Source organism: Bacillus sp. 491mf, from assembly GCF_900112415.1.
Classification (GTDB): domain Bacteria; phylum Bacillota; class Bacilli; order Bacillales; family Bacillaceae_G; genus Bacillus_A.
In genome coordinates this window covers 64817-86085 of sequence record NZ_FOLV01000007.1, presented here as the reverse complement: position 1 = coordinate 86085, position 21269 = coordinate 64817, and the positions used below count along the sequence as shown (strand labels likewise).

General features: G+C 37.7%; 21 protein-coding genes and 1 pseudogene. 4 read left to right on the top strand and 18 right to left on the bottom strand.

What is annotated here, in order from left to right; translation table 11 throughout:
• Positions 1 to 115: 115 nt before the first annotated feature.
• From BM211_RS09550 to BM211_RS09530, 5 genes are all read right to left on the bottom strand, one after another.
• On the bottom strand, positions 116 to 1093 hold the full coding sequence (locus BM211_RS09550) for an electron transfer flavoprotein subunit alpha/FixB family protein (protein WP_035431640.1): 978 nt from the start codon (positions 1091 to 1093) through the stop codon (positions 116 to 118).
• Positions 1094 to 1124: 31 nt separating this feature from the next.
• Positions 1125 to 1898: an electron transfer flavoprotein subunit beta gene (etfB, locus tag BM211_RS09545; protein WP_090996654.1), complete on the bottom strand. Its 774-nt coding sequence runs from the start codon at positions 1896 to 1898 to the stop codon at positions 1125 to 1127.
• Between the two features lie 79 nt (positions 1899 to 1977).
• Positions 1978 to 2751 carry an enoyl-CoA hydratase gene (locus tag BM211_RS09540; protein ID WP_090996652.1) on the bottom strand — a complete coding sequence of 258 codons (774 nt, stop codon included), beginning with the start codon at positions 2749 to 2751 and terminating at the stop codon, positions 1978 to 1980.
• A 16-nt stretch (positions 2752 to 2767) separates the two neighbouring features.
• Positions 2768 to 3400, bottom strand: a complete 633-nt coding sequence (locus tag BM211_RS09535) for a TetR/AcrR family transcriptional regulator (RefSeq protein ID WP_035431646.1) — start codon at positions 3398 to 3400, stop codon at positions 2768 to 2770.
• A 64-nt stretch (positions 3401 to 3464) separates the two neighbouring features.
• Positions 3465 to 5150: a long-chain-fatty-acid--CoA ligase gene (locus BM211_RS09530; RefSeq protein WP_090996649.1), complete on the bottom strand. Its 1686-nt coding sequence runs from the start codon at positions 5148 to 5150 to the stop codon at positions 3465 to 3467.
• A 293-nt stretch (positions 5151 to 5443) separates the two neighbouring features.
• On the opposite strand from BM211_RS09530, the gene BM211_RS09525 reads away from it, so the two are divergent.
• Both BM211_RS09525 and BM211_RS09515 read left to right on the top strand, forming a co-directional pair.
• The gene (locus BM211_RS09525; RefSeq protein WP_035431655.1) at positions 5444 to 5947 is read left to right on the top strand and encodes a DinB family protein; all 504 of its coding nucleotides are present in this window, start codon (positions 5444 to 5446) and stop codon (positions 5945 to 5947) included.
• A gap of 307 nt (positions 5948 to 6254) precedes the next feature.
• A complete protein-coding gene (locus tag BM211_RS09515) occupies positions 6255 to 6713 on the top strand; it encodes an NUDIX hydrolase (protein WP_090996644.1) in 459 nt (152 codons plus the stop codon).
• 120 nt (positions 6714 to 6833) lie between these two features.
• On the opposite strand, the gene BM211_RS26425 is transcribed toward BM211_RS09515, so the two are convergent.
• The 7 genes and pseudogenes from BM211_RS26425 to BM211_RS09480 form a co-directional block, all read right to left on the bottom strand.
• Positions 6834 to 6989, bottom strand: coding sequence for a hypothetical protein (locus tag BM211_RS26425; protein WP_090996641.1), 156 nt, complete (start codon positions 6987 to 6989; stop codon positions 6834 to 6836).
• Between the two features lie 159 nt (positions 6990 to 7148).
• A complete protein-coding gene (locus tag BM211_RS09505) occupies positions 7149 to 7841 on the bottom strand; it encodes an ABC transporter permease (RefSeq protein WP_090996638.1) in 693 nt (230 codons plus the stop codon).
• A gap of 28 nt (positions 7842 to 7869) precedes the next feature.
• Entirely contained in the window at positions 7870 to 8550 is a 681-nt protein-coding gene (locus tag BM211_RS09500; protein ID WP_090996635.1) for an ABC transporter permease, read from the bottom strand.
• Positions 8543 to 9466, bottom strand: coding sequence for an ABC transporter ATP-binding protein (locus BM211_RS09495; protein WP_035431664.1), 924 nt, complete (start codon positions 9464 to 9466; stop codon positions 8543 to 8545). The genes BM211_RS09500 and BM211_RS09495 overlap by 8 nt, the downstream gene beginning before the upstream one ends.
• A gap of 124 nt (positions 9467 to 9590) precedes the next feature.
• Entirely contained in the window at positions 9591 to 10526 is a 936-nt protein-coding gene (locus BM211_RS09490) for a HAMP domain-containing histidine kinase (protein ID WP_090996632.1), read from the bottom strand.
• 1 nt (position 10527) lies between these two features.
• Complete coding sequence (locus tag BM211_RS09485) at positions 10528 to 11223, bottom strand: response regulator transcription factor (protein ID WP_035431668.1); 696 nt, start codon at positions 11221 to 11223, stop codon at positions 10528 to 10530.
• A gap of 718 nt (positions 11224 to 11941) precedes the next feature.
• Positions 11942 to 12259, bottom strand: a pseudogene (locus BM211_RS09480) (sigma-70 family RNA polymerase sigma factor); the annotation flags it as partial.
• A gap of 653 nt (positions 12260 to 12912) precedes the next feature.
• Here BM211_RS09480 and BM211_RS26420 point away from each other — a divergent pair.
• Entirely contained in the window at positions 12913 to 13086 is a 174-nt protein-coding gene (locus tag BM211_RS26420) for a hypothetical protein (protein ID WP_090996626.1), read from the top strand.
• Positions 13087 to 13281, top strand: a complete 195-nt coding sequence (locus tag BM211_RS09470) for a YwbE family protein (RefSeq protein ID WP_035431676.1) — start codon at positions 13087 to 13089, stop codon at positions 13279 to 13281.
• Positions 13282 to 13389: 108 nt separating this feature from the next.
• Here the strand turns inward: BM211_RS09470 and BM211_RS09465 are convergent, their stop codons facing one another.
• From BM211_RS09465 to polX, 6 genes are all read right to left on the bottom strand, one after another.
• Complete coding sequence (locus BM211_RS09465) at positions 13390 to 13608, bottom strand: helix-turn-helix domain-containing protein (RefSeq protein ID WP_004434885.1); 219 nt, start codon at positions 13606 to 13608, stop codon at positions 13390 to 13392.
• Between the two features lie 10 nt (positions 13609 to 13618).
• On the bottom strand, positions 13619 to 14104 hold the full coding sequence (locus tag BM211_RS09460) for a DUF2975 domain-containing protein (protein WP_035431679.1): 486 nt from the start codon (positions 14102 to 14104) through the stop codon (positions 13619 to 13621).
• A 327-nt stretch (positions 14105 to 14431) separates the two neighbouring features.
• Entirely contained in the window at positions 14432 to 15628 is a 1197-nt protein-coding gene (locus tag BM211_RS09455; RefSeq protein WP_035431681.1) for a class I SAM-dependent rRNA methyltransferase, read from the bottom strand.
• Between the two features lie 207 nt (positions 15629 to 15835).
• Positions 15836 to 16912 carry a nitric oxide synthase oxygenase gene (locus BM211_RS09450; protein WP_090996623.1) on the bottom strand — a complete coding sequence of 359 codons (1077 nt, stop codon included), beginning with the start codon at positions 16910 to 16912 and terminating at the stop codon, positions 15836 to 15838.
• Between the two features lie 224 nt (positions 16913 to 17136).
• A complete protein-coding gene (locus BM211_RS09440; protein WP_090996616.1) occupies positions 17137 to 19497 on the bottom strand; it encodes an endonuclease MutS2 in 2361 nt (786 codons plus the stop codon).
• Positions 19498 to 19517: 20 nt separating this feature from the next.
• Positions 19518 to 21236 carry a DNA polymerase/3'-5' exonuclease PolX gene (polX, locus tag BM211_RS09435; RefSeq protein WP_035431686.1) on the bottom strand — a complete coding sequence of 573 codons (1719 nt, stop codon included), beginning with the start codon at positions 21234 to 21236 and terminating at the stop codon, positions 19518 to 19520.
• Positions 21237 to 21269 lie beyond the last annotated feature (33 nt).

Below are 21269 nucleotides of genomic sequence, written 5' to 3'. Positions count from 1 at the left end.
TCAACCTTTATACTAGAAAAATTTCTTCTAAGTGAAGAAGCGAGAAGCAGGGGACCTCTCGCTTTTCTATATTTATATAGGGGTAATTACTTACTAGGAACTCTTTATGCGCAACTTAAGAATGTACTTTTAACTTTTTAAACTCTTCTGTTAAAAGTGGTAATACTTCAAACAGGTCACCAACGATGCCATAGTCAGCTACTTTAAAAATATTCGCTTCTGGATCTTTGTTAATTGCTACAATAATCTTTGAGTTAGACATACCAGCTAAATGTTGAATTGCACCAGAAATACCACATGCGATATATAAATCTGGCGTTACAACTTTACCTGTTTGCCCAATTTGCAATGAATAATCGCAGTACTCTGCATCACAAGCTCCGCGAGACGCACCGACTGCTCCGCCAAGTACATCTGCTAGTTCTTTTAACGGCTTGAAACCATCTTCACTTTTCACGCCGCGTCCGCCTGCAATAATTACTTTTGCTTCAGAAAGATCGACACCTTCTGCTGTTTTACGAACAACCTCTTTAATGACTGTACGTAAATCTTTTACATCGACTGTCATCGAAGAAACATCGCCTGTACGCGCTTCATCTTTTGCAAGCGGTGCAATGTTATTCGGACGAATCGTCGCAAATACTATACCGTCTGTTACAATCTTCTTCTCAAATGCTTTACCAGAATAAATTGGACGTGTGAACACAATATTACCACCAGCTACTTCTAACGCTGTTACGTCAGAAACAAGGCCTGCCTCTAATTTCGCTGCAAGTTTTGGTGATAAATCTTTTCCTAATGATGTATGTCCAAACACAATTCCTTCTGGTTTTTCTTCTTCATACACTGCTAGAAATGCTTGCGCATATCCATCAGACGTATACGAAGCTAATTTATCGCTTTCAACTGTCACAACGCGATCTGCACCGTAAGAAATAAGTTCTTGTGCGAATGAAGCGACGCTTTCACCTAGTAAAAGACCGACAACTTCTCCGCCTTCTGCAATTGTTTTTGCGGCTGCTACTGCCTCAAATGAAACGTTACGTAAAGAACCGTCACGAACTTCTCCCATTACTAATACTTTACGAGCCATATGTTTTCCCTCCTGGATATCCTAGTATTTTTTAAACTACTTTCGCTTCTGTATGCAATAGCGATACAAGTTCTTTTACTTGATCTTGCAGTTCGCCTTGTAACACTTTTCCAGCATCTTTCTTAGGAGGTAAATAGATTTCAATTGTTTTTGTTTTCGCTTCTACATCATCTTCATCTAAATCTAAGTCATCTAATTCTAAAGTTTCTAGCGGCTTTTTCTTCGCTTTCATAATACCTGGAAGCGATGGATAACGCGGTTCATTTAAACCTTGCTGTGCTGTTACTAAAAGAGGTAACGATGTTTCAATTACTTCTGTATCCCCTTCTACATCACGCTCGATTTTTACGTTTGTACCGTCAATTTCAAGCTTTGTAATTGTTGTTACATATGGGATATTCAGAGCTTCCGCTACACGTGGTCCAACTTGTCCAGATGCACCGTCAATCGCTACGTTACCAGCTAAAATTAAGTCAACATCCTTCTCTTTTAAGTACTCAACAAGCACTTTTGCTGTTGTATATTGATCGCCATTTTCAACATCATCTTCAATGTTGATCAATACCGCTTTATCGCAGCCCATCGCTAATGCCGTGCGAAGTTCTTTTTCACCATCTTCACCGCCAACAGTAACGACTGTAACTTCACCGCCATTTGCATCTCTTACTTGAATTGCTTCTTCAATCGCATATTCATCGTAAGGGTTGATGATGAATTCTGCTTCGCCATCGTAAATTGCACCGTTTTTAATTGCGATTTTTTCTTCTGTGTCGAATGTTCGTTTCATGAGTACGTAGATGTTCATTCTATTTACCCCCTTGTTTTTTAAAGGAAAATTTGGTTAATACTAATATTCTGTTAATTTATATTAAAAAAATAGAGAACTACTTACCGCTAAAAGAAGGTTTACGTTTTTCTAAGAACGCTGCTACACCTTCTCTTCCATCTTCGCTTGTGAACACTTCCCCAAATATTTGCGCCTCACGTTGTACACCTTCATAGTAATGAGAAGACTTCGTTGTTTGCAGTAGTTCTAATACAGCGCGGACAGATGCTGCGCTTTTTCCTGCAATCTTCTTCGCTACTTTCAGCGCCTCTTCTAACAATACTTCTTCAGGGAATGCTCGGTTGGCAAGCCCTAGTTGAGCCGCTTCTACACCTGAAATCGGATCGCTTGTTAACATCATTTCACAAGCTTTCGCTTTCCCCACATAACGCGGTAAGCGCTGCGTCCCTGCAAATCCTGGAATCAATCCTAGCGTTAGCTCCGGCAAACCGATTTTCGCAGTTTCACTTACAAAGCGCATATGGCAAGACATCGCAAATTCTAATCCTCCGCCAAGCGCTGCGCCGTGAATCGCCGCAATAATTGGCTTTGAGAATTTTTCAACACGCTCAAAGATCACTTGTCCATGCTGTGATAATTTCGTTGCCTCTTTTGCTTCTTCAACAGAAGTAAACTCTTTAATGTCCGCTCCTGCTGAGAAGAAGCGACCTTCCCCATGAACAAGGACAACGCGCACATTCTCATCCGTTTCCACTGCATCAAGCAGTTCACCAACTTCACTAATAACTTGTGAAGACATCGCATTTGCTGGCGGGTGATTAATCTTTACAATTGCTATGTAATCCTCCACCGTTACAGATAGGAAATTCAAATGTACTCCCTCCCCATTAATTGCGGTAACCACAAGCTGCTACTAATAGCTCATGCACCGTTTTTGAAATTGCGACCAAATTATATTTATGGTCGCTCATTACCCAGTTGGTAACAACTTCATCTACTGTTCCGAAAATCATTTGTCTTGCCACGCGGACATTTAAATCCGTGCGAAATTCTCCTTGCCTGATGCCAGTTTCTAAAATTTCATCAATGACTTGCAAGTACCCTTTCAGCACATCATTAATTTTGAGGCGTAAGTCTTGGTTGGATTGGCGAAGTTCTAGTTGCGTAACGATAGCAAGAGGATCATTTTGTGAAAGTAAAGAGAAGTGTGTTTCTACCAACATAAATAACTTCTCTACAGCGCTTTCAATTCCTGCTGTTTTTTGCCGAATTGTTTCGATAAATTCTCCCATTTTCTCTTGAAATAAGGATATCAATATATCTTCTTTATTTTTGAAATATAAATATATCGTTCCATCGGCAACACCAGCTTGTTTTGCTATTTTAGAAACTTGTGCTTGGTGGTATCCATTTTCAGCGATGACAATCACCGCTGCATCAATAATTTGATTATATTTAGGTCGGTTCTTTTTCACAGTACTATCCCCTTCAAGAAGATGACTGAATGATGATTCATTCACATTCTAATAATACTGACTATTTCAAATATTGTCAATGCTATTCTCTCAAAAAAAAGAAAGGGCATTAGCCCGTTTGCTCATCATCTTGCTTTTGCGACTCTTCTTCAATAAGTACACGACGCAAAATCTTTCCAACAGTCGTTTTCGGTAATTCTTTTCGAAACTCATATACTTTCGGCACTTTATACGCTGCTAAATATTTGCGAGCAAACGCATTTAACTCTTCTTCTGAACATGTTGCACCATCTTTCACAACAACGAACGCTTTTACCGTTTCACCGCGATACGGATCAGGCACACCAAGAACAACCACTTCTTGCACCTTTTCATTTTCATATAATACTTCTTCTACTTCGCGCGGATATACGTTAAAGCCACTTGCCACTATCATATCTTTCTTCCGATCCTTCACATAAAAAAAGCCGTTTTCATCCATATAGCCAACATCACCCGTATACAGCCAACCATCTTTCAGCACCGCTGCTGTTTCCTCAGGCTTATTCCAGTAGCCTTTCATCACTTGCGGGCCTTTCACAGCAATTTCGCCAACCTCACCTACCGGCAATGGTTCACCTGTTTCTAATGACAGAATACGTGCATCTGTACTCGGCCACGGCACACCAATACTTCCCGGCACTCGTTTTGTCCATAAAAAGTTACCATGTGTAACTGGGGACGATTCTGTTAAACCGTATCCTTCTACAAGCTTACCACCTGTCACACTTTCAAACTGTTCTTGCACTTCAACCGGAAGAGCAGCTGAACCACTTATACATGCGCTAATAGAAGAAACATCATATTTATGAAGTTCAGGATAGTTTAATAGGGCAATATAAATAGTCGGAGCTCCAGGGAATAACGTAACGCGATGTTTTTTAATTGCCTCTAATATCATTTTAATATCAAATTTCGGAATGAGGACCATTTTATACGCTTCCATAATGGATAGATTCATAACAGCGGTCATCCCGTATACATGAAAAAACGGCAATACTCCGAGAAGAACCTCTTCACCTGCCCGGCAATTATAAAGCCAATGAATTCCCATCCTTGTATTAGACACAAGATTTTTATGCGTAAGCATAACTCCCTTTGGAAATCCTGTCGTTCCGCCTGTATATTGTAAAAGTGCTAAATCTTCTTCTGGATCACACGGCATATCTACCGCTGTATCCTCCGCACGTTCAATAGACTTCCAAACGTGAATATTCTCACTTTCTTTTACATGAACAACGAGATTCGTTTGTTTCTTTTGTACAAATGGATACAATAAATTTTTCGGAAATGGTAAATAATCTGCGATGCGTGTCACAATGACATGTTCAACATTCACTCTAGACTGCACATTGCTGACTTTCGGAAATACGATATCGAGGCAAAGAATAACTTTCGCACCTGAATCATGAAGTTGGTATTCAAGCTCTCTTTCTGTATAAAGCGGATTCGTTTGCACAACAACACCGCCAGCTAATAGTGTTCCGTAATAACCGATAACACTTTGCGGACAGTTTGGCAGCATAATCGCAACTCGGTCCCCTTTTTCTAGCCCAAGCCTCTGAAGATAATTGGCAAATTGCCTAACTTTACGATCTAACTCTGCATACGTAATATCCTTCCCTAGAAAATGAAGCGCTTTCTTTTCTGGGTATTGTAAAGCAGCTTCCTGCAAATACACATGAAGAGGCTTCATATCAAAGGAAATGGTGTGCGGAATTTCCTTTGGATAACTTTGCAGCCATGGTTTTTCCACTTCTAACTCCCCCTTCTCTACATTATAAAAACATAACTTCTCTGCGGTACGCCCGTTCTAACATAAATGAATGTGTATTCATGTTGCTTATTTTCATTATAGTATAGGGATTGCCCTGTTACAATCATAATATTCAGACTATTGACCATCTATTACCAACCTACAAATATTCTCTAGGTGTAATAACTCTAGCTAATAACGAAAAGGACAAGCAAAAATATTTTCTTTTTAGAAGGAAACGACAAAACTTTCACGAATTTACCATTTGAATCTAACCATAGGAGGTTTTTTCTATGTTCCAAACTGTAGAAGGTTTTTTAAAAGCATGGAAATACGAAGCAGATTCAACACAAAAAGTATTAGATATGCTAACTGATGAATCACTGACACAAGAAATTACACCGGACAATTGGACGTTAGGACGCATTGCATGGCATATTGTGGAAGCTATTCCTGTTATCGCATCCCGCACAGGACTCCAGTTTGACGCACCGGCGAATGACTTCCCTGTTCCAACTTCAGCTCAGTTTATTGCAGATAGCTATCGTCAAACTGCCAGTGCATTTGTTGAAGCAATTCAAACACAATGGACAGACAAAGACTTAGCTACTTTAAATGACTTCTTCGGACAGCAAATGCCCAATTCAATCTTTCTTATGACGATCATCAATCACCAAAACCACCACCGCGGACAAATGACAGTCCTTATGCGCCAGGCAGGATTGAAAGTTCCTGGCATTTACGGCCCGGCAAAAGAAGAATGGGCTGCAGCTGGAATGGAAGAGCCAAAGAGGTAATGTTTGCTTACTAAGAAGCTGCCCGAAAGTTTCACTTTTGGGCAGCTTCTTATTCTTTCACTTTTATTCAGCTCAGTGAATCGACTACCTGTATGTCAAACATCGTCGAAGCGCCGATATATTCTAAAAAGTGGTCGATATATCGTGAAAAGCGCTGATATATTGCGAGGAACAGTCGATAACGGAAAAAAGGACCGACTTCAAAAGGCAATTATGTACCTTTTTAGATCAGCTCTTCTATACGAACAAAACAAATTTCTCTGGAATCATTTATAATGGATACAAATGAATATTGGAGCTGAAACATATGGATTATATAAGTTATTTACGAAATATGGTTGGGCATGAAAAAGTAATTATGGTGGTCGCAGGTTGTTTTGTATTGAACGAAAAAAATGAAGTGCTTCTGCAATTACGATCTGATAACGGCAAGTGGGGACAACCTGGGGGATTTATGGAGTTTGGCGAAACAGTTGAAGATACAGCAAGAAGAGAAGTGTTTGAAGAAACAGGCTTACAATTAGGTAAACTTGAATTCTTTAATGTGTATTCTGGAAAGAAATACGAAAGAACGCTTGCTAACGGTGATCAAGTTGCCTTAGTGAAATTGACTTATATTTGCAAGGATTTTCACGGAACATTACATACTGATAACGAAGAAAGCTTACAGCTAAAATTTTTCCCCTTAGATAACTTACCTGAATTATGGAAAAATCAACAGGAGGTTTTTGATGATTTGTTGGAGTTTATGAGAATAAAGAACTAATTTTTCCTATCAAGTAAACAAAAGAGTTATATGGTTACGCACTCACCTGCGTTCGATATTCTATCGGACTCAGATGAGTGCGTTTTTCTTATAATTGTGGCTCACAGTTATCATAACCTATTATAAAAGCATTCTAATTCCATTTATAATTATACTTACTGTCCCTATCATCAGTAAAAGTAAAAAAGACTTCTTCTCTGGTTTTCTGTAATATAAGACTCCTCCTATTAAAAGTATTATCAATCCACCTACCAGATTAAGTACAAGTAAATCCATAACCGTTCCCCCTAAATAGATATTCGACATATAAGTCTTTGAAATACACCATGACCGCAACTTGCTTTCTCCCTCTGTTTTAAACCTCGCATGTGGTAGAAAAAGGCCCTGACCGCTTCTATACGCGGCCAGATGCTCTCGTCGCCCTTATATCCCTTTCTAAATCGCATCCTTTTTCTCAATGTCTCGAATTGCTAAGTAGGCAATCATCAGTCCAACAGCTGCAAGGACAAACTGAACGGGAATAATCACGACCACCGAGAATCCTGGATTATTAGAGCAAGCGAATGAAACGACAAGCAATGATGATACAATTGTGATCGGAACAGAATATTTACGCATTCCGAAGTATAGCGGAATTAAACTTGTACCTGCAGCAGCGACTGCAAATGGAATCATGGTGATCGCTTGCTGCATCCAGTCAGTAAATGTGATCGAATATGATATAAACGAAAAATATCCATGTAAAACAAAGACCGCACCTGTAACGATTATGTTAGATAACCAAATTGTTATAAATGTCAGTATCGCTATAATGGCTAATTTACTAGCAAAGAGTTGCTTCCGCTTAACCGGATAAGAGAACATAAGCATGATTGTCTTATTTTTATATTCTTCAATAACTAATTGCGAAAGTAATACTGCAGCAAACACAATAAACGTCGCCCTTACCATTGTCCCTATCAATAAAAAAGCATCCTCAGCATTCGTCATAATGAAATCTTTTTCTACTTCCTGTATATAGTTCATGGAAATGAACAAAGTCGTAATAATGACGTTAGCAAGCAACGCTCCTTTTACATACCAACCAAATTTAAACTTTTTCATTTCTAGCTTCATGAGGTGTAGCATAATGGACTCTCCTCCTAGTTCACCTAATTTATTTAAACAGATCCACTTGCTCTATTTTTCTTACAGTCATATAGGCAATCAATAGTCCAATGCAAGCTAATGTAATAGGGACCAAAATAATATCATATAAGGAATAATGGCCACTTAAGCTCGATGTTAGTAGGGACATAATAATAACCGCCGATACAATCGTTGTCCGCGCTGAATACTTTTTCATACCAAAATATAAGGGAATTAAACTAATTCCAGTTGCCGCAATGGCATTCATTAATAATTTAGATGCATTTGGCAAAAGAACTGTCATCGTTAATGGCTCTGTTATGACTGAATAATATACATTTAATCCATAAAAGAAACTAAAAATTACAATGTCACAAATAACAATCGAAAGAAATGTAAAGATCATAATAATGAACAATTTTGCAATCATCATTTTTTTACGATTAATCGGATACATAAACATGACTGTCATTGTCTTTTCTTTAAATTCTTGAATAATAAATTTAGCAATTAAACTTGCGCCAAATATCATAAAGGTTGCTTTCACAAAAATATCAATAAACCGAAAAGCATCATCGTAACTTTTAAATTCCCCATCAAGCATAATTAATGTAACAAAACCCAGCATAATAAGAAGTGCAATGAAAGCTCCTTTAATGACTGGCCATAATTTAAATTTAACAAGTTCTAATCTTATTAAATTAAGCATGGATTCCCTCTCCATTCATAAGATTTAAGAAGTACTCTTCCAATGAACTATTCTTTTTATTGATACTCTCAATTTCTATATCATTCATAATCAATGTTTTTGAAATAGCTTGCTGCGTTACTGACGTGTCATAAATGCGAATTATATTTCCACCCATAATTTTATAATTTGTCAGGTGCAGTCTATTTTCTAACAGATAAGCTGCTTGTTTCACATCTTGAACAGTAACTTCAATATACTCCGTTTGTTGCCCATTAATACTTTTCATGGAAACTTCTTTTATTAGCTTTCCGTTTTGAATGACACCAATTGTATCTGCCATTTGTTCCATTTCACCTAAAATGTGGCTAGACACTAACAGCGTAATTCCATATTCTTTACAAAGTATTTTAAATAATTCTCGTAACTCTTTAATACCGATTGGATCTAAACCGTTGATTGGTTCATCTAAAATTAACAACTCTGGTTTTGTTGTAATCGCTCTTGCTATCCCTAGTCGCTGCTTCATCCCAAGTGAAAAATCTTTTACTTGCTTATCATCAACATTGTGTAAATTTACAAGGTCTAACGCTCGATCAATTGCTTTCTTGTCATAGAACCCCATATATTCGCAGTGTAAATTCAAATTCTCTTTAGCTGTTAGTTTTTCATAAAAAATTGGATATTCAATAATTGTCCCCATTCGTTTTAGTACTTCATATGATGTATTTGTTAATTTCTCACCGAAAATCTCAATCTCGCCGCTCGTCGGTTTAATTAAATTCGTAATCATTTTCATAATCGTTGTTTTACCAGCACCGTTTGGTCCAAGAAATCCATATATTTCCCCTTGTTTCACATGCATATTTACGTTAGAAATAACTTCTTTACCGTGAAACACTTTCGTTAATTGATTCGTTTTCAATACGTACGTCATCGTTCATTCCCCTTTCGCTCCCGCTCTATATTTATATAATAAGAAATGAAATTCTCTTTTTTCTTACCTATTCCTTACAAATTTCTTAAGTTAAAAAAGCTTGTAGAATTGCTCTTTCTACAAGCTAAAAATTGATTCTTCTTAACATAATCGTAAATACTGTTTTCTCATAGGGCGTACTAGATAGATGAATTTCTCCCCCTAATGCTTCTACAAGACGCTTCGTAATCGTAAGTCCAAGTCCACTTCCTTGATACAAACGATTGCGTGAATCTTCTAATGTGTACATCCGTTCAAACACTTTATCAATATGAGATTCAGAGATTCCTTTCCCTTTATCCCATATGTCCACGTACACAAATTGATCATCACTTCGAAGTGTAACCCCTAATGTTTTTCCGTCTCCCCCGTAAGCAATTGCATTTGAAATTAAGTTATTCATAATCCTTCCGAGCACTTCTGTATTTCCGTGCGCGTATATCGGTGTTTCCGGTATATCGATATGAACGTCAAATCCTTGCGTTGTTAATAAATCATAAAATGACAGCATATGTTCCTGACAAATTTCATTCATATAAACTCGCGTCATTTCAATGTCTTTATCGCCAGATTCTAATTTGGCAAGATCGAAAAATTCATGTATAAGATCGAGCACTTCTAACGTTTTCGTATGAACTTTTTCTAGTAATACTTTCCGATCTTCTTCACTTATCGTTTTATCTACATTTAAAATTTCCACATAACCAAGAACCACAGTAAGCGGGGTCTTTAAATCATGCGAAATGTTAGAAAGCATCTTTCTCATGGAGATTTCCAGTTTTGAATGCTTCGCAATTGTTTTTTTCTTTTCATCTAATAAATAATTGATTGCCACTAATAATGACTTCAACTCTTTATCATCTGTCAAAACTAATAAATTTTCACTCGTTTTCTTTTCTAGAATCATATGAAGCTTTTCATATGTATAACGTAAATTTGCACTTCGATTTTTTCCTGTGCGATATTGAAAATAAATGATACCAATTAATAAAAAAATAATTGCCGTTAAAAATACAACCATTCTATATCACTTCCAGTTTATAACCGATGCCCCATAACGTCTTAATGTACTGCGGCTGAGAGGGATCGTCCTCAATTTTTTCCCGCAACCTTCTCATATGGACATTAATGACATTCTCATCACCGTAATATTCTTCATTCCAAATTAAGCTATAAATTTGTGCCTTCGTAAACACGCGATTTTGATTGCTCGCAAATAACTTTAAAAGCTCAAACTCTTTCGATGTAAGTTTAATAGCTTCATTATTTTTCTGAACAGTAAAATTAGCTGTATCAATTTTCAAATTCCCAATTACAATCATGTCATCTTGCTTTTGCTGCGGAGCGGAATACGTAGTTGACCGGCGAATTCCAGCCTTCACCCGTGCGGATAACTCAATCATAGAAAACGGCTTACAAATATAATCATCTGCGCCGAGTCCAAGTCCTAACGCCTTATCAAGATCCGTATCCTTTGCGGACATAATTAAAATCGGAACAGAGCTCTTTTTCCGAATCATATTCATCACTTCTAAGCCATCTATTTTAGGCATCATAATATCAAGAATAATTAAATCAAACTGATCTTCTAAAAACCTCGTCATTCCTTCCTCTCCATCAGAAGCTACCGCTACAATAAATCCCTCTTTCGTTAAATACCCCCTCACCATTTCTTGAATAGAAATATCGTCTTCTACTAATAAAATTTTATGCTGCACACCATCACCCGTTTTCTTGAAAATTTATATTTACATTGTAATATGGTGGTTGAATTTGGTAAATACAATATACGGAGTGAATCACATATACATATAACCGTGTTCATTCTTTGATACCGTTAATTTCTTATATATATGAATACAATTTCTTTTAAACGACTTTTATTTCCCATAAAAAAACAAAATATTCAATAACATTATGAATCGGACAAGCATACAAGCAAAAAGGACGCAATGGCATATAATTAAATTACATTCTAAAAGAAAGGAGTTTTATTATTCTTGTCAGCAAAACACTTTAATTCTTATGGGTATCCTGCTCCAGCTCCAAACTATCCAAGGGAATCCGCTGTATTTACGACAGGATCTATATGGAGAAACCCCAATACCGAAATCGTGATTGTCACGCTTTTAAATGAAGATTTCAACATGCCCCAAACTGTCACAGTATCCGTGTTAGATTGGCAAAATACGTATAATCCAACCGAAGTTGCCAAGTTTGCATTTTTATGTGGACAAGTCGTCAATCCATCTTTAAACACCGCACAAACGATTCAAACTCAGCAAAGCAGCATCGCTCCGCCCGACAACGTTCAACCGATTCTCACACCGTTTACGTTTACAATCCCTCCGCGCAATCTTCTCGTAATTCACGCATCCCTTCCAAATTCCTTCCAGATGCCAAGTCCTTGCTACGAAGTACTTGTGACCTCTCAACACGGCCCTGCCAAAATTCTTTGCTCTTCTCGAGAATCCGGAATCTGCGCCACAATTTCCTTCTCCAATCTTGTACCTCATGCACAATTAAACTATGTAGCCAAAATGAAAACGGACGACTAGGATCATATTTCGCAAATGATTTCCACATACGAATATAAACTCCATTCACAATGTCATCTACATCGTGCTGATCTACAACGAGAAACGATACCGTTCGATATACATCTTTACTCGTCGCTTCATATATATGTTGAAAGGCCTTTTGGTCTCCAGCAACCAGCCTTTCTAACCATTCTTGCCATTCTGTTTTGTCCACGTTTAGAACCCCCTCTGCCTCTCGTAAAATAGTCTATATTTCTAGATTCACTTAATTGTTGAACCTCTTTCTAAGGGGTGTATAACTTCCTACTGTATATAGTGCCATTTTACAATGTTATGTTCGCTTTCTACCCATCCCTTTCATAATACCAGTCTTTATCACTCACCAGCCTTTCCACAACCGTTACTATATTCACAGTCGTGTTCGAAATATCTTTGATTTCCATTGTCACTTAATACTAAATTTTTTTGAGCCTTTTCCCCTAAAGTATTTTTCACTCTTATATTCGCTCTATTACGAAAAAAGGTTCAAAAATTTTTGTGAACATAAAAAAATAATTAAAAAATTATAGTTCTTCATAAACTATTTACAATCAATCACGCTCCCTTCATGTTTATTACATCACCAAAGATAGACAACATATCCGTTCACTCTTTCTGTTTTTACTTCACATGTGGCAGGAAAAGCCTCTGACCGCTTCCATGCACCGCCAGACGCTCTCGCCCACCCTAAAAAAAGGGGTTAATGTCGTTTTTAATTGATGAACTTCTTATTTCTCTATAGACCCGCTTCATTTCTCCCCTCAACAATGATATGATGGAGTTCACTATGATTGTTTACAATTCACTGTATATAAAAGGAGATTTCATATGTCAGAAAATAAAAAAGTAAGCTTAGCCGATGTAATGCGTGAGCAACTTGCGAAGAAAAAGCAAGGAAATGGAAATGGAGCTAATGCGAAAAATCAAAATCAAGCAACGAAGAAGCTGCAAAATCAACAAACGAAGAAGCCAAACAATCAACGCAGACGCACAGGTGTATAAATGAACGGGCAGAAACGCGCAAATATATCGCCTGGTCTCGAAGTTGATATTGTACTAAAGCAAGATCAGCGTACTGGAAAGTTAACGCGAGGAATAGTGAAAGACATTTTGACAAACTCACCTTCTCATCCACATGGCATAAAAGTGCGTTTACAAGACGGACAGGTTGGCAGAGTACAGCACATTGTACAATAAAAAAGGAGCTCATTTTATCTAACGGGTTCCCTTTTGATTTGCAAACATTGCAAATCACATCAATAAACGCAAAGAAGGGATAGCCATTAAGCTATCCCTTCTTTGCGTTTATTGAGTGTCTTCATCGCTTTTGTACTCCAAAATATCACCTGGCTGACAATCCAAAGTCTTACATATCGCTTCTAATGTTGAAAAACGAACTGCTTTTGCTTTCCCATTTTTCAGAATAGAAAGATTCGCCATAGTAATTCCAACCCTCTCCGAAAGCTCCGTTACGCTCATTTTTCGTTTTGCTAACATCACATCAATGTTAATAATAATTGCCATATCCTCCACCTCAGACCGTCAAATCATTTTCTGATTTTATGTTAATCGCTTCTTGTAGAAGCCGTTGGAGGATAGCAGCAAAAACGGCGATAACCGACGAAGCAAACATGATGATGAGTCCCATTAATCCAATAGGAGGGTCAACTTTCTTCGCTATAAAATGAAAGAGTGGCAAACCTAATACATACAAACCACTGATTGTAATCGCACAACACTTTATGTTCTTTAACGCCTTTACAGATAATTCCGAGAACGCTGTGTTCTCGTCAATGTACCGTAAAAGATTGAAAGCCTGATAGAGAGCAAAGTAAAAAGGCACAGCCGCTCCATACATCACGATGAAAACGAGATATTTCATTGGGGCAATATTTGGATACAGTTTTGCTGCGAAATTCGCCATATGGGGAACTAAAAATATACATAAAGCAAGAACTGCAATTCCAGCTAGAAAAATAATTACCTTTAAGAAAGTGGTTGAACCTCGTTTACCATTCATTTAAAACACCTCACTTATTTAATAGCAACATGATTTTAGCACACAATTTATCGTTTTACAATAAATTCATACTGTTTTTCATTATATTATTATTGTTATTGAAATATCATTTTAATTTTGGCGAAAATAAAAAGCATTTCTCATTACAGAGAAACGCTCTTACTTTAAAAGGTTAAATAAACCCATTTTGATTTTTCAACCTATAAGTTACTAATATGCAAGACCAGCCATGACATGCATTCGCTTTTTCCCTTTATTTTGTGGCAGGAATAGGCACTGACCGCTTCTATGCATGGCCGGATGCCCTCGCCCATCTAAAAAAGGTTTTTACTTTATTTTTTTAATAAACACTACTTTTAAATAATCACCTTCTGGAAACTGTGAAATCGTTCGGAAGTCCTCTGATAATGAATGTTCTTCTAATACTTTATACTTGCCGTTCATTTCTTTAAATGCTGTATCAATGAAGCCTTTGAACTTTTTCATACCGAAAGTACTACAATTTGTAGAAGCGACAATAATACCATTATTTTCTGTAATCGCAATTGCTTCTTTTAATAAGTTTTTATAATCTTTAGCAGCGCTAAATGTATATTTTTTTGAACGCGCAAAGCTTGGTGGATCTAGAATGACCATATCAAACTTCAGTGCTTTCTTTACTGCATATTTGAAATAGTGAAATACGTCTTCTACGATAATATCTTGCGCTTCGTAATCAACGCCGTTCACGCTAAATTGCTCAATTGTTTTACTTAAACTGCGGTTCGCAAGGTCTACGCTTGTTGTTTTTACCGCTCCGCCAAGTGCTGCAAAGACAGAAAACGCACCTGTATAGGAGAACATATTCAAGACTGTCTTGCCATTTGCATATTTGTCGCGAATTTGCTTTCTTATATTACGTTGATCTAAAAAGACACCGACCATTGCTCCGTCGTTTAAATATACCGCAAAGTTAACACCATTCTCTTTGACGATAATCGGAAACTCTCCGCGTTCTCCTGTTACGAAATCGTCTTCTTCAATATATTGTCCCTTTGTATCAAAGCGCTTTTTCTGATAGATCGCTTTAAATGTAGTCACATTCTGTAAGGAAGCGATAATCTCTTTACTAAATTGATAAATGCCTTCGCTATACCAACTAATTACGTAATATCCATCATAGTAATCAATGATTAAGCCACCGATTCCATCGCCTTCACCGTTGAACACGCGAAATGCTGTTGTATCTGTATCTTCATAGAAACTTTTACGTTTACTTAAAGCAGATTTAATTTTCTTTTCAAAGAAGGCTTGGTCGATTTGTTCCTGTTCTTTTCTTGTTAAAATCCAGCCATATCCTTTGTTTTGTTTGCCGTAATATCCTGTACCGATAAACTTATTTTTATCATCTACAAGTTTTACGATTGTACCTTCTGTATTTACATCCTGTAAATTTATAATCGCTTCTTTCGAAATAAGTGGATAACCACTTTTTAATTCGTTTGCGTATTTCGTCTTAACCTTTAAAATAACTTCTGTTTTCATTCCATATCCTACCTTTCCATTCCAATGCTTTCTAGCTATTAAGAAAGGCTCTATACGAAGTCAGAAGTTTTACCACATCTTTTCTTATGTATGAAACCACTCTATGTTAGAAGCACAAAAATAAAACAGGGCCGTTTATATAAGTATCGCCATTAAACGGTCCCTTCTAACTATAACATGTTATTCTTTTATCCATACAACAAGCTCTTACCCTTTTTTATGAAAAAAATTAGGTGTAAGTACTTGATTTGGATAAGGCTTATGATAAATGTGCGTCGCTGCAGGAGATATAGGCGGAATTAACCACACCCAATTCCCTGTGACTAAACGGCCACATGCTGCTTCTTGCTTCTCAAATTGACTAAACTGCTGCGCCGCTGTATGGTGATCGACAATCGTTACGCCTTGTTTTTTGAAAGAGTGTAATACTGCCACATTTAATTCTACTAATGCTTTGTCTTTCCAAAGTGTACTGTTTCTTGATGTATCTAATCCCATCATCTCCGCAATAGCTGGAAGCAGATTATAACGATCCTGATCAGCTAAGTTGCGCGCACCGATTTCTGTTCCCATATACCAGCCGTTAAACGGAGCAGCTGTATAAGAAATCCCGCCAATTTCTAAACGCATATCAGAAATCATCGGAACACCGTACCATTTTGCTTCCAAAGAGGAAAATGGATATTCTGGATGTTCTAACGGCACTTCTTTTACATATTCTTCAGGGATTGGTCTATACACTGGGTCATTTCCATCTATTGAAAATACGAGCGGCAGCACATCAAAATGTGTTCCTTTCCCACTCCAGCCAAGTTCTTGGCAAAATGATGAAAAGGATAGGGAATGAGAATCACCGATCACGCCATGCTCGGTTTCATATCCTGCGTAGCGAATTAATTGGTGATTATAAATTTGAATTTGATTTTTCTCATTTTGATATTGTTTAAAAATAGTAATCGTAGGTAGGATTTTCCCGTCGTTTGTTGCATATTGAATATGATGAAGCAGTGCCTCGTATACACCTTCTACGTCATTTACATCACGTGCATCTAATACATGAAGCTTATTCCAAAACAGACGACCGATGCAGCGATTACTATTTCTCCATGCCATTCGCGCTCCGTGAACAAGCTCCTCAAAAGTATGTTCATACGTTCCTGTCATTTGTATTTCAGATTCAATTTGTAATAATCTATCTTGTATTTCATGAGATTTTTCTAGTTCGTTGTAGCAATCTGTAATAAAATTAGTTGCTTCCTCTAACAGTTTTTTTGTTGTATTCATAGTGTCTCCTTCTATTCCTGTAAACATCTCTATTATACAAAACATCTTCTACCCGTGCCTAGAAAACAGACAATGAAAAAGAACACCAAAAACGGTGTCCTCTCCCTTATTTCGCAAAAAATATCAAATATATAACCCCAATAATAAAAAACGTTCCGCAACAAGCTAACAATACTTTTGCAAGTTTGTCCATAAACATAGCCGTTTCCCCTTTGCTTCGTTTCCTATTTCAGTTCTACAACTGTAACACCAAGGCCGCCTTCGCCCATATCACCATAACGGAAGCTCTTCACGCCGCGATGTTTTTTCAAGTAATCTTGTACACCTTGACGCAGTGCTCCGGTTCCTTTTCCGTGAATAATGGAAACGCGCGGATAGCTTGCAAGCTGTGCATCATCTAAATATTTTTCTACACGTGCTAACGCATCTTCAAAACGTTCCCCACGAAGATCAAGTTCTAATGAAACGTGATAGTCTCTTCCTTTTACCGCTGTCACTGCTTTTTTCTCAACAGGATTTGGCGTGTTAATATATTCCATATCAGACTCTTTTACCTTCATCTTCAAAATTCCGATTTGGACGTTCCATTCGTTGTCGCTTACTTTTTTCAGAAGCTGACCTTTTTGACCGAACGTTAATACTTTTACTTCGTCGCCTGGTCTTAACACTTGTTTTGGTGCTGTGTTTTTCACTTTTGTTTGTTGTTTTTTCACAAGCTCCGGCGCTGCCCCTTCTAAACGGCTTTTCGCCTCAATTAGCTCATGATCTTTAACGTCAGCAAGCTTTGCTTTTCGCAATTGACGAAGTTCACGAATAATTCCTTCCGCTTCTTTCTTCGCCGCTTCGACTTTTTCTTCGCCTTCTTTTTGTGCTTTTAGTAATCTTTCATCACGTTCTTCGTTAAATTCGATAATTTGACGCTGCATTTCCTTATGAAGTTTTTCAGATTGCTTACGAAGCTCTTCTGCTTCATTCCACTCACGCTCAGCATTCTTTTGGCTTTCTTCTAGCTTCGCTATCATATTTTCTACTTTATTTGATTCTGTACTAATGTGACCACGAGCACGGTCAATTACACGGTCAGATAACCCAAGACGTTTTGAAATTTCAAAAGCGTTGCTTCGCCCTGGTACACCGATTAACAATTTATACGTTGGGCTTAATGTGTTTACATCAAACTCAACACTTGCATTAATGACTTGTTCACGATTATAGCCGTATGCTTTTAATTCAGGATAATGCGTCGTTGCGACAACGCGCGCACCGCGGTTATAAACTTCATCTAAAATGGAAATCGCAAGTGCAGCCCCTTCTTGCGGATCTGTCCCTGCTCCTAATTCATCAAACAATACTAAGCTTTCAAAGTCAGCTTGTTCTAAAATCTCAACAATGTTTACCATGTGAGAGGAGAATGTACTTAAGCTTTGCTCAATCGATTGCTCATCACCGATATCGGCAAACACATTTTTAAACACGCAAATTTCGGACTCATCTAAAACAGGAATGTGCAAACCAGATTGCGCCATTAAAATACAAATCCCTACCGTTTTTAATGTAACGGTTTTACCTCCTGTATTCGGCCCTGTAATAACAATTGTTGTAAATTCTTTTCCAAGTACAATATCATTTGGCACAACAACTTTCGGATCAATAAGCGGATGACGTGCTTGGCGCAAGTTCATATAACGCTCATTGTTCAAAATTGGTTTTGTTGCTTTTAATCGTTTTGCATAGAAAGCTTTTGCGAAAATGAAATCAAGCTCTGCCACAACGTCGACGTTTTCTAAAATGATATCAGTTTCAGTTGCTACTTCTTCTGTTAACATCATTAAAATGCGTTCTACTTCTTGCTTTTCTTTCACGCGCGCTTCTTGCAAGGCGTTATTCAGTTCTACAATGACTTGCGGCTCGATAAATAACGTTTGACCAGAAGCAGACTGGTCATGAACGATACCACCATAGACACCGCGGTATTCTTGTTTAACTGGAATTACATAGCGATCGTTACGAATCGTTACAATTGCATCTGACAACATCTTCTGTGCGTTAGAAGACCGCGTCATGTTTTCCAATTTTTCACGAATGCGACTTTCCGCTGTGCGAATTTGCTGGCGAATACCACGTAATTTTTCACTCGCATTATCCACTACTTCTCCGCCATCACTAATACAATTTGTAATTTTCTTTTCTAAATCATATAAAGACACAATGCGCGCTACATACGTATCTAAAATCGGCAGTTCCACACCATTTTCAATCATATCTTCAATAAATCTTTTTATCTGGCGGCTACCATACATCGTACTTGCAATATCTAAAAGTTCATGCGGGCTTAGCATACTACCAATTTTCGCACGCTTCACATTTGGGCGAATATCAAAGATCCCGCCAAGCGGTACATGTCCTTTTAAACGGATGACTTTTGCTGCCTCATCTGTTGTTTCCTGCATTTCTACTACTTCTTCGTAATCTGTGCTTGGTACAAGCCCTTTTACTTTATCTCGTCCAAGTGAAGAAGCAACGTGTTCGAGTAATTGTTCTTTTACTTTTTCATATTCTAATACACGCAACGTTCGTTCTAACATAGTTGCACGTCCCCCTTGTGTTACTTATTACGCTTAATATAATCTAATAAACGTTCAATATCCCATGTGTTAATAACTGTATCTTTTTGAATCCAACCTTTGCGCGCAGCTGCCACGCCAATTTCCATATCCTCTAACATTTCAAGCGTATGAGCATCTGTATTAATGGCGATTTTCACACCCGCATCTTGCGCTTGCTTTAGCAGCTTCGCACTTAAGTCTAAACGGTTTGGATTTGCGTTTAATTCAAGTACAGTATTTGTTTCTTTCGCAAGCTCAATTAATAAGTCTGTATCGACATCATAGCCTTCGCGGCGACCAATTAATCGGCCTGTCGGATGCGCAATCATTGTTACATGATGATTTTCAATTGCAGCGCGCAGACGCTTCATAATTGTTTCACGGTCTTGTGAGAAACTAGAATGAATGGCACCGATGACATAATCAAGCTCTGCTAATACATCGTCATCAAAATCTAGTGTTGCATCTGGTAAAATGTCCATTTCAATACCACGTAAAATAGTGATATCCGGATACTTTTCATTCAGACGTTCAATTTCTTTTCGTTGTTCAAAAAGGCGCTCTTTCGTTAATCCATTCGCTACTTTCAAGTACTGAGAATGATCCGTAATCGCCATATACTTATATCCACGAGCGCGGCATGCTTGTACCATTTCTTCAATAGAAAAAGCACCATCGCTCCACGTTGTATGCATATGTAAATCACCTTGAATATGAGGAAATTGAACAAAATTCGGATATTGCAGAGTGAGATCAATCTCTTTTCCATCTTCACGTACTTCTGGCGGGATGAATGGAAGTCCAAAGTGTGCAAAAAACGCTTCTTCTGTTTCGAATGTTTGTACTTCTCCCGTTTCTAAGTTTTCAACGCCATATTCACTAATTTTCTCGCCCTTATCTTTTGCAATTTGGCGCATTCTTACATTATGGTCTTTTGAACCAGTGAAATGGTGAAGTGTGGTAATAAACTCTTCCGGCTTCACAAGACGGAAATCAATCGAAATATCATATTCGTATTGAAGGCGTACGGAAACTTTTGTATCACCACTTGCAATCACTTCTATCATATTATCAAACTGCAGTAAATGCTCACGCACCTTTTCTGGTTCCCATGACGCAATAATAAAGTCCAAATCTTTCACTGTTTCACGAACGCGGCGCAAACTTCCCGCACGAGAATAGCGAATAATTTCTGGTATATTCGACAATTTCCTCTCTATTTCCCCGGCAATAGGAAGCACCATTGCTATCGGAAGACGTTCGGGTCTAGTACCAACTTGTGCGATAGCCTCTAGTATTTTCTCTTCCGTTTTCTTACCGAACCCAGCAAGTGCTTGCACTTGCTTTTCCTCACAAGCTTTCTTTAAAGTTTCCATATCTACAACGCCAAGTTCTTTATATAACTTAGCGACCTTTTTCCCACCAAGACCTGGTAATTTCAAAAGCGGTAATAAGCTGCTCGGTACTTCTTTTTCAAGCTCTGTAAGCACTTCTGATGCTCCAACTTCAATATATTCTGCAATAACGGCTGCTGTTCCTTTTCCGATTCCTGGTATTTTTGTGAAATCTTCAATTTCTGAAAGGCTACGATCATCGCTTTCTAATGCTGCTGCCGCTTTACGAAATGCTGATATTTTAAAAGGATTTTCCCCTTTTAGTTCCATGAAAAGTGCAATTGTCTCAAGTAGTTTAATCACTTGTTTTTTATTTACTTTCATTCTTCTCCCGCCTTCCCATCATAGAAAAAAACT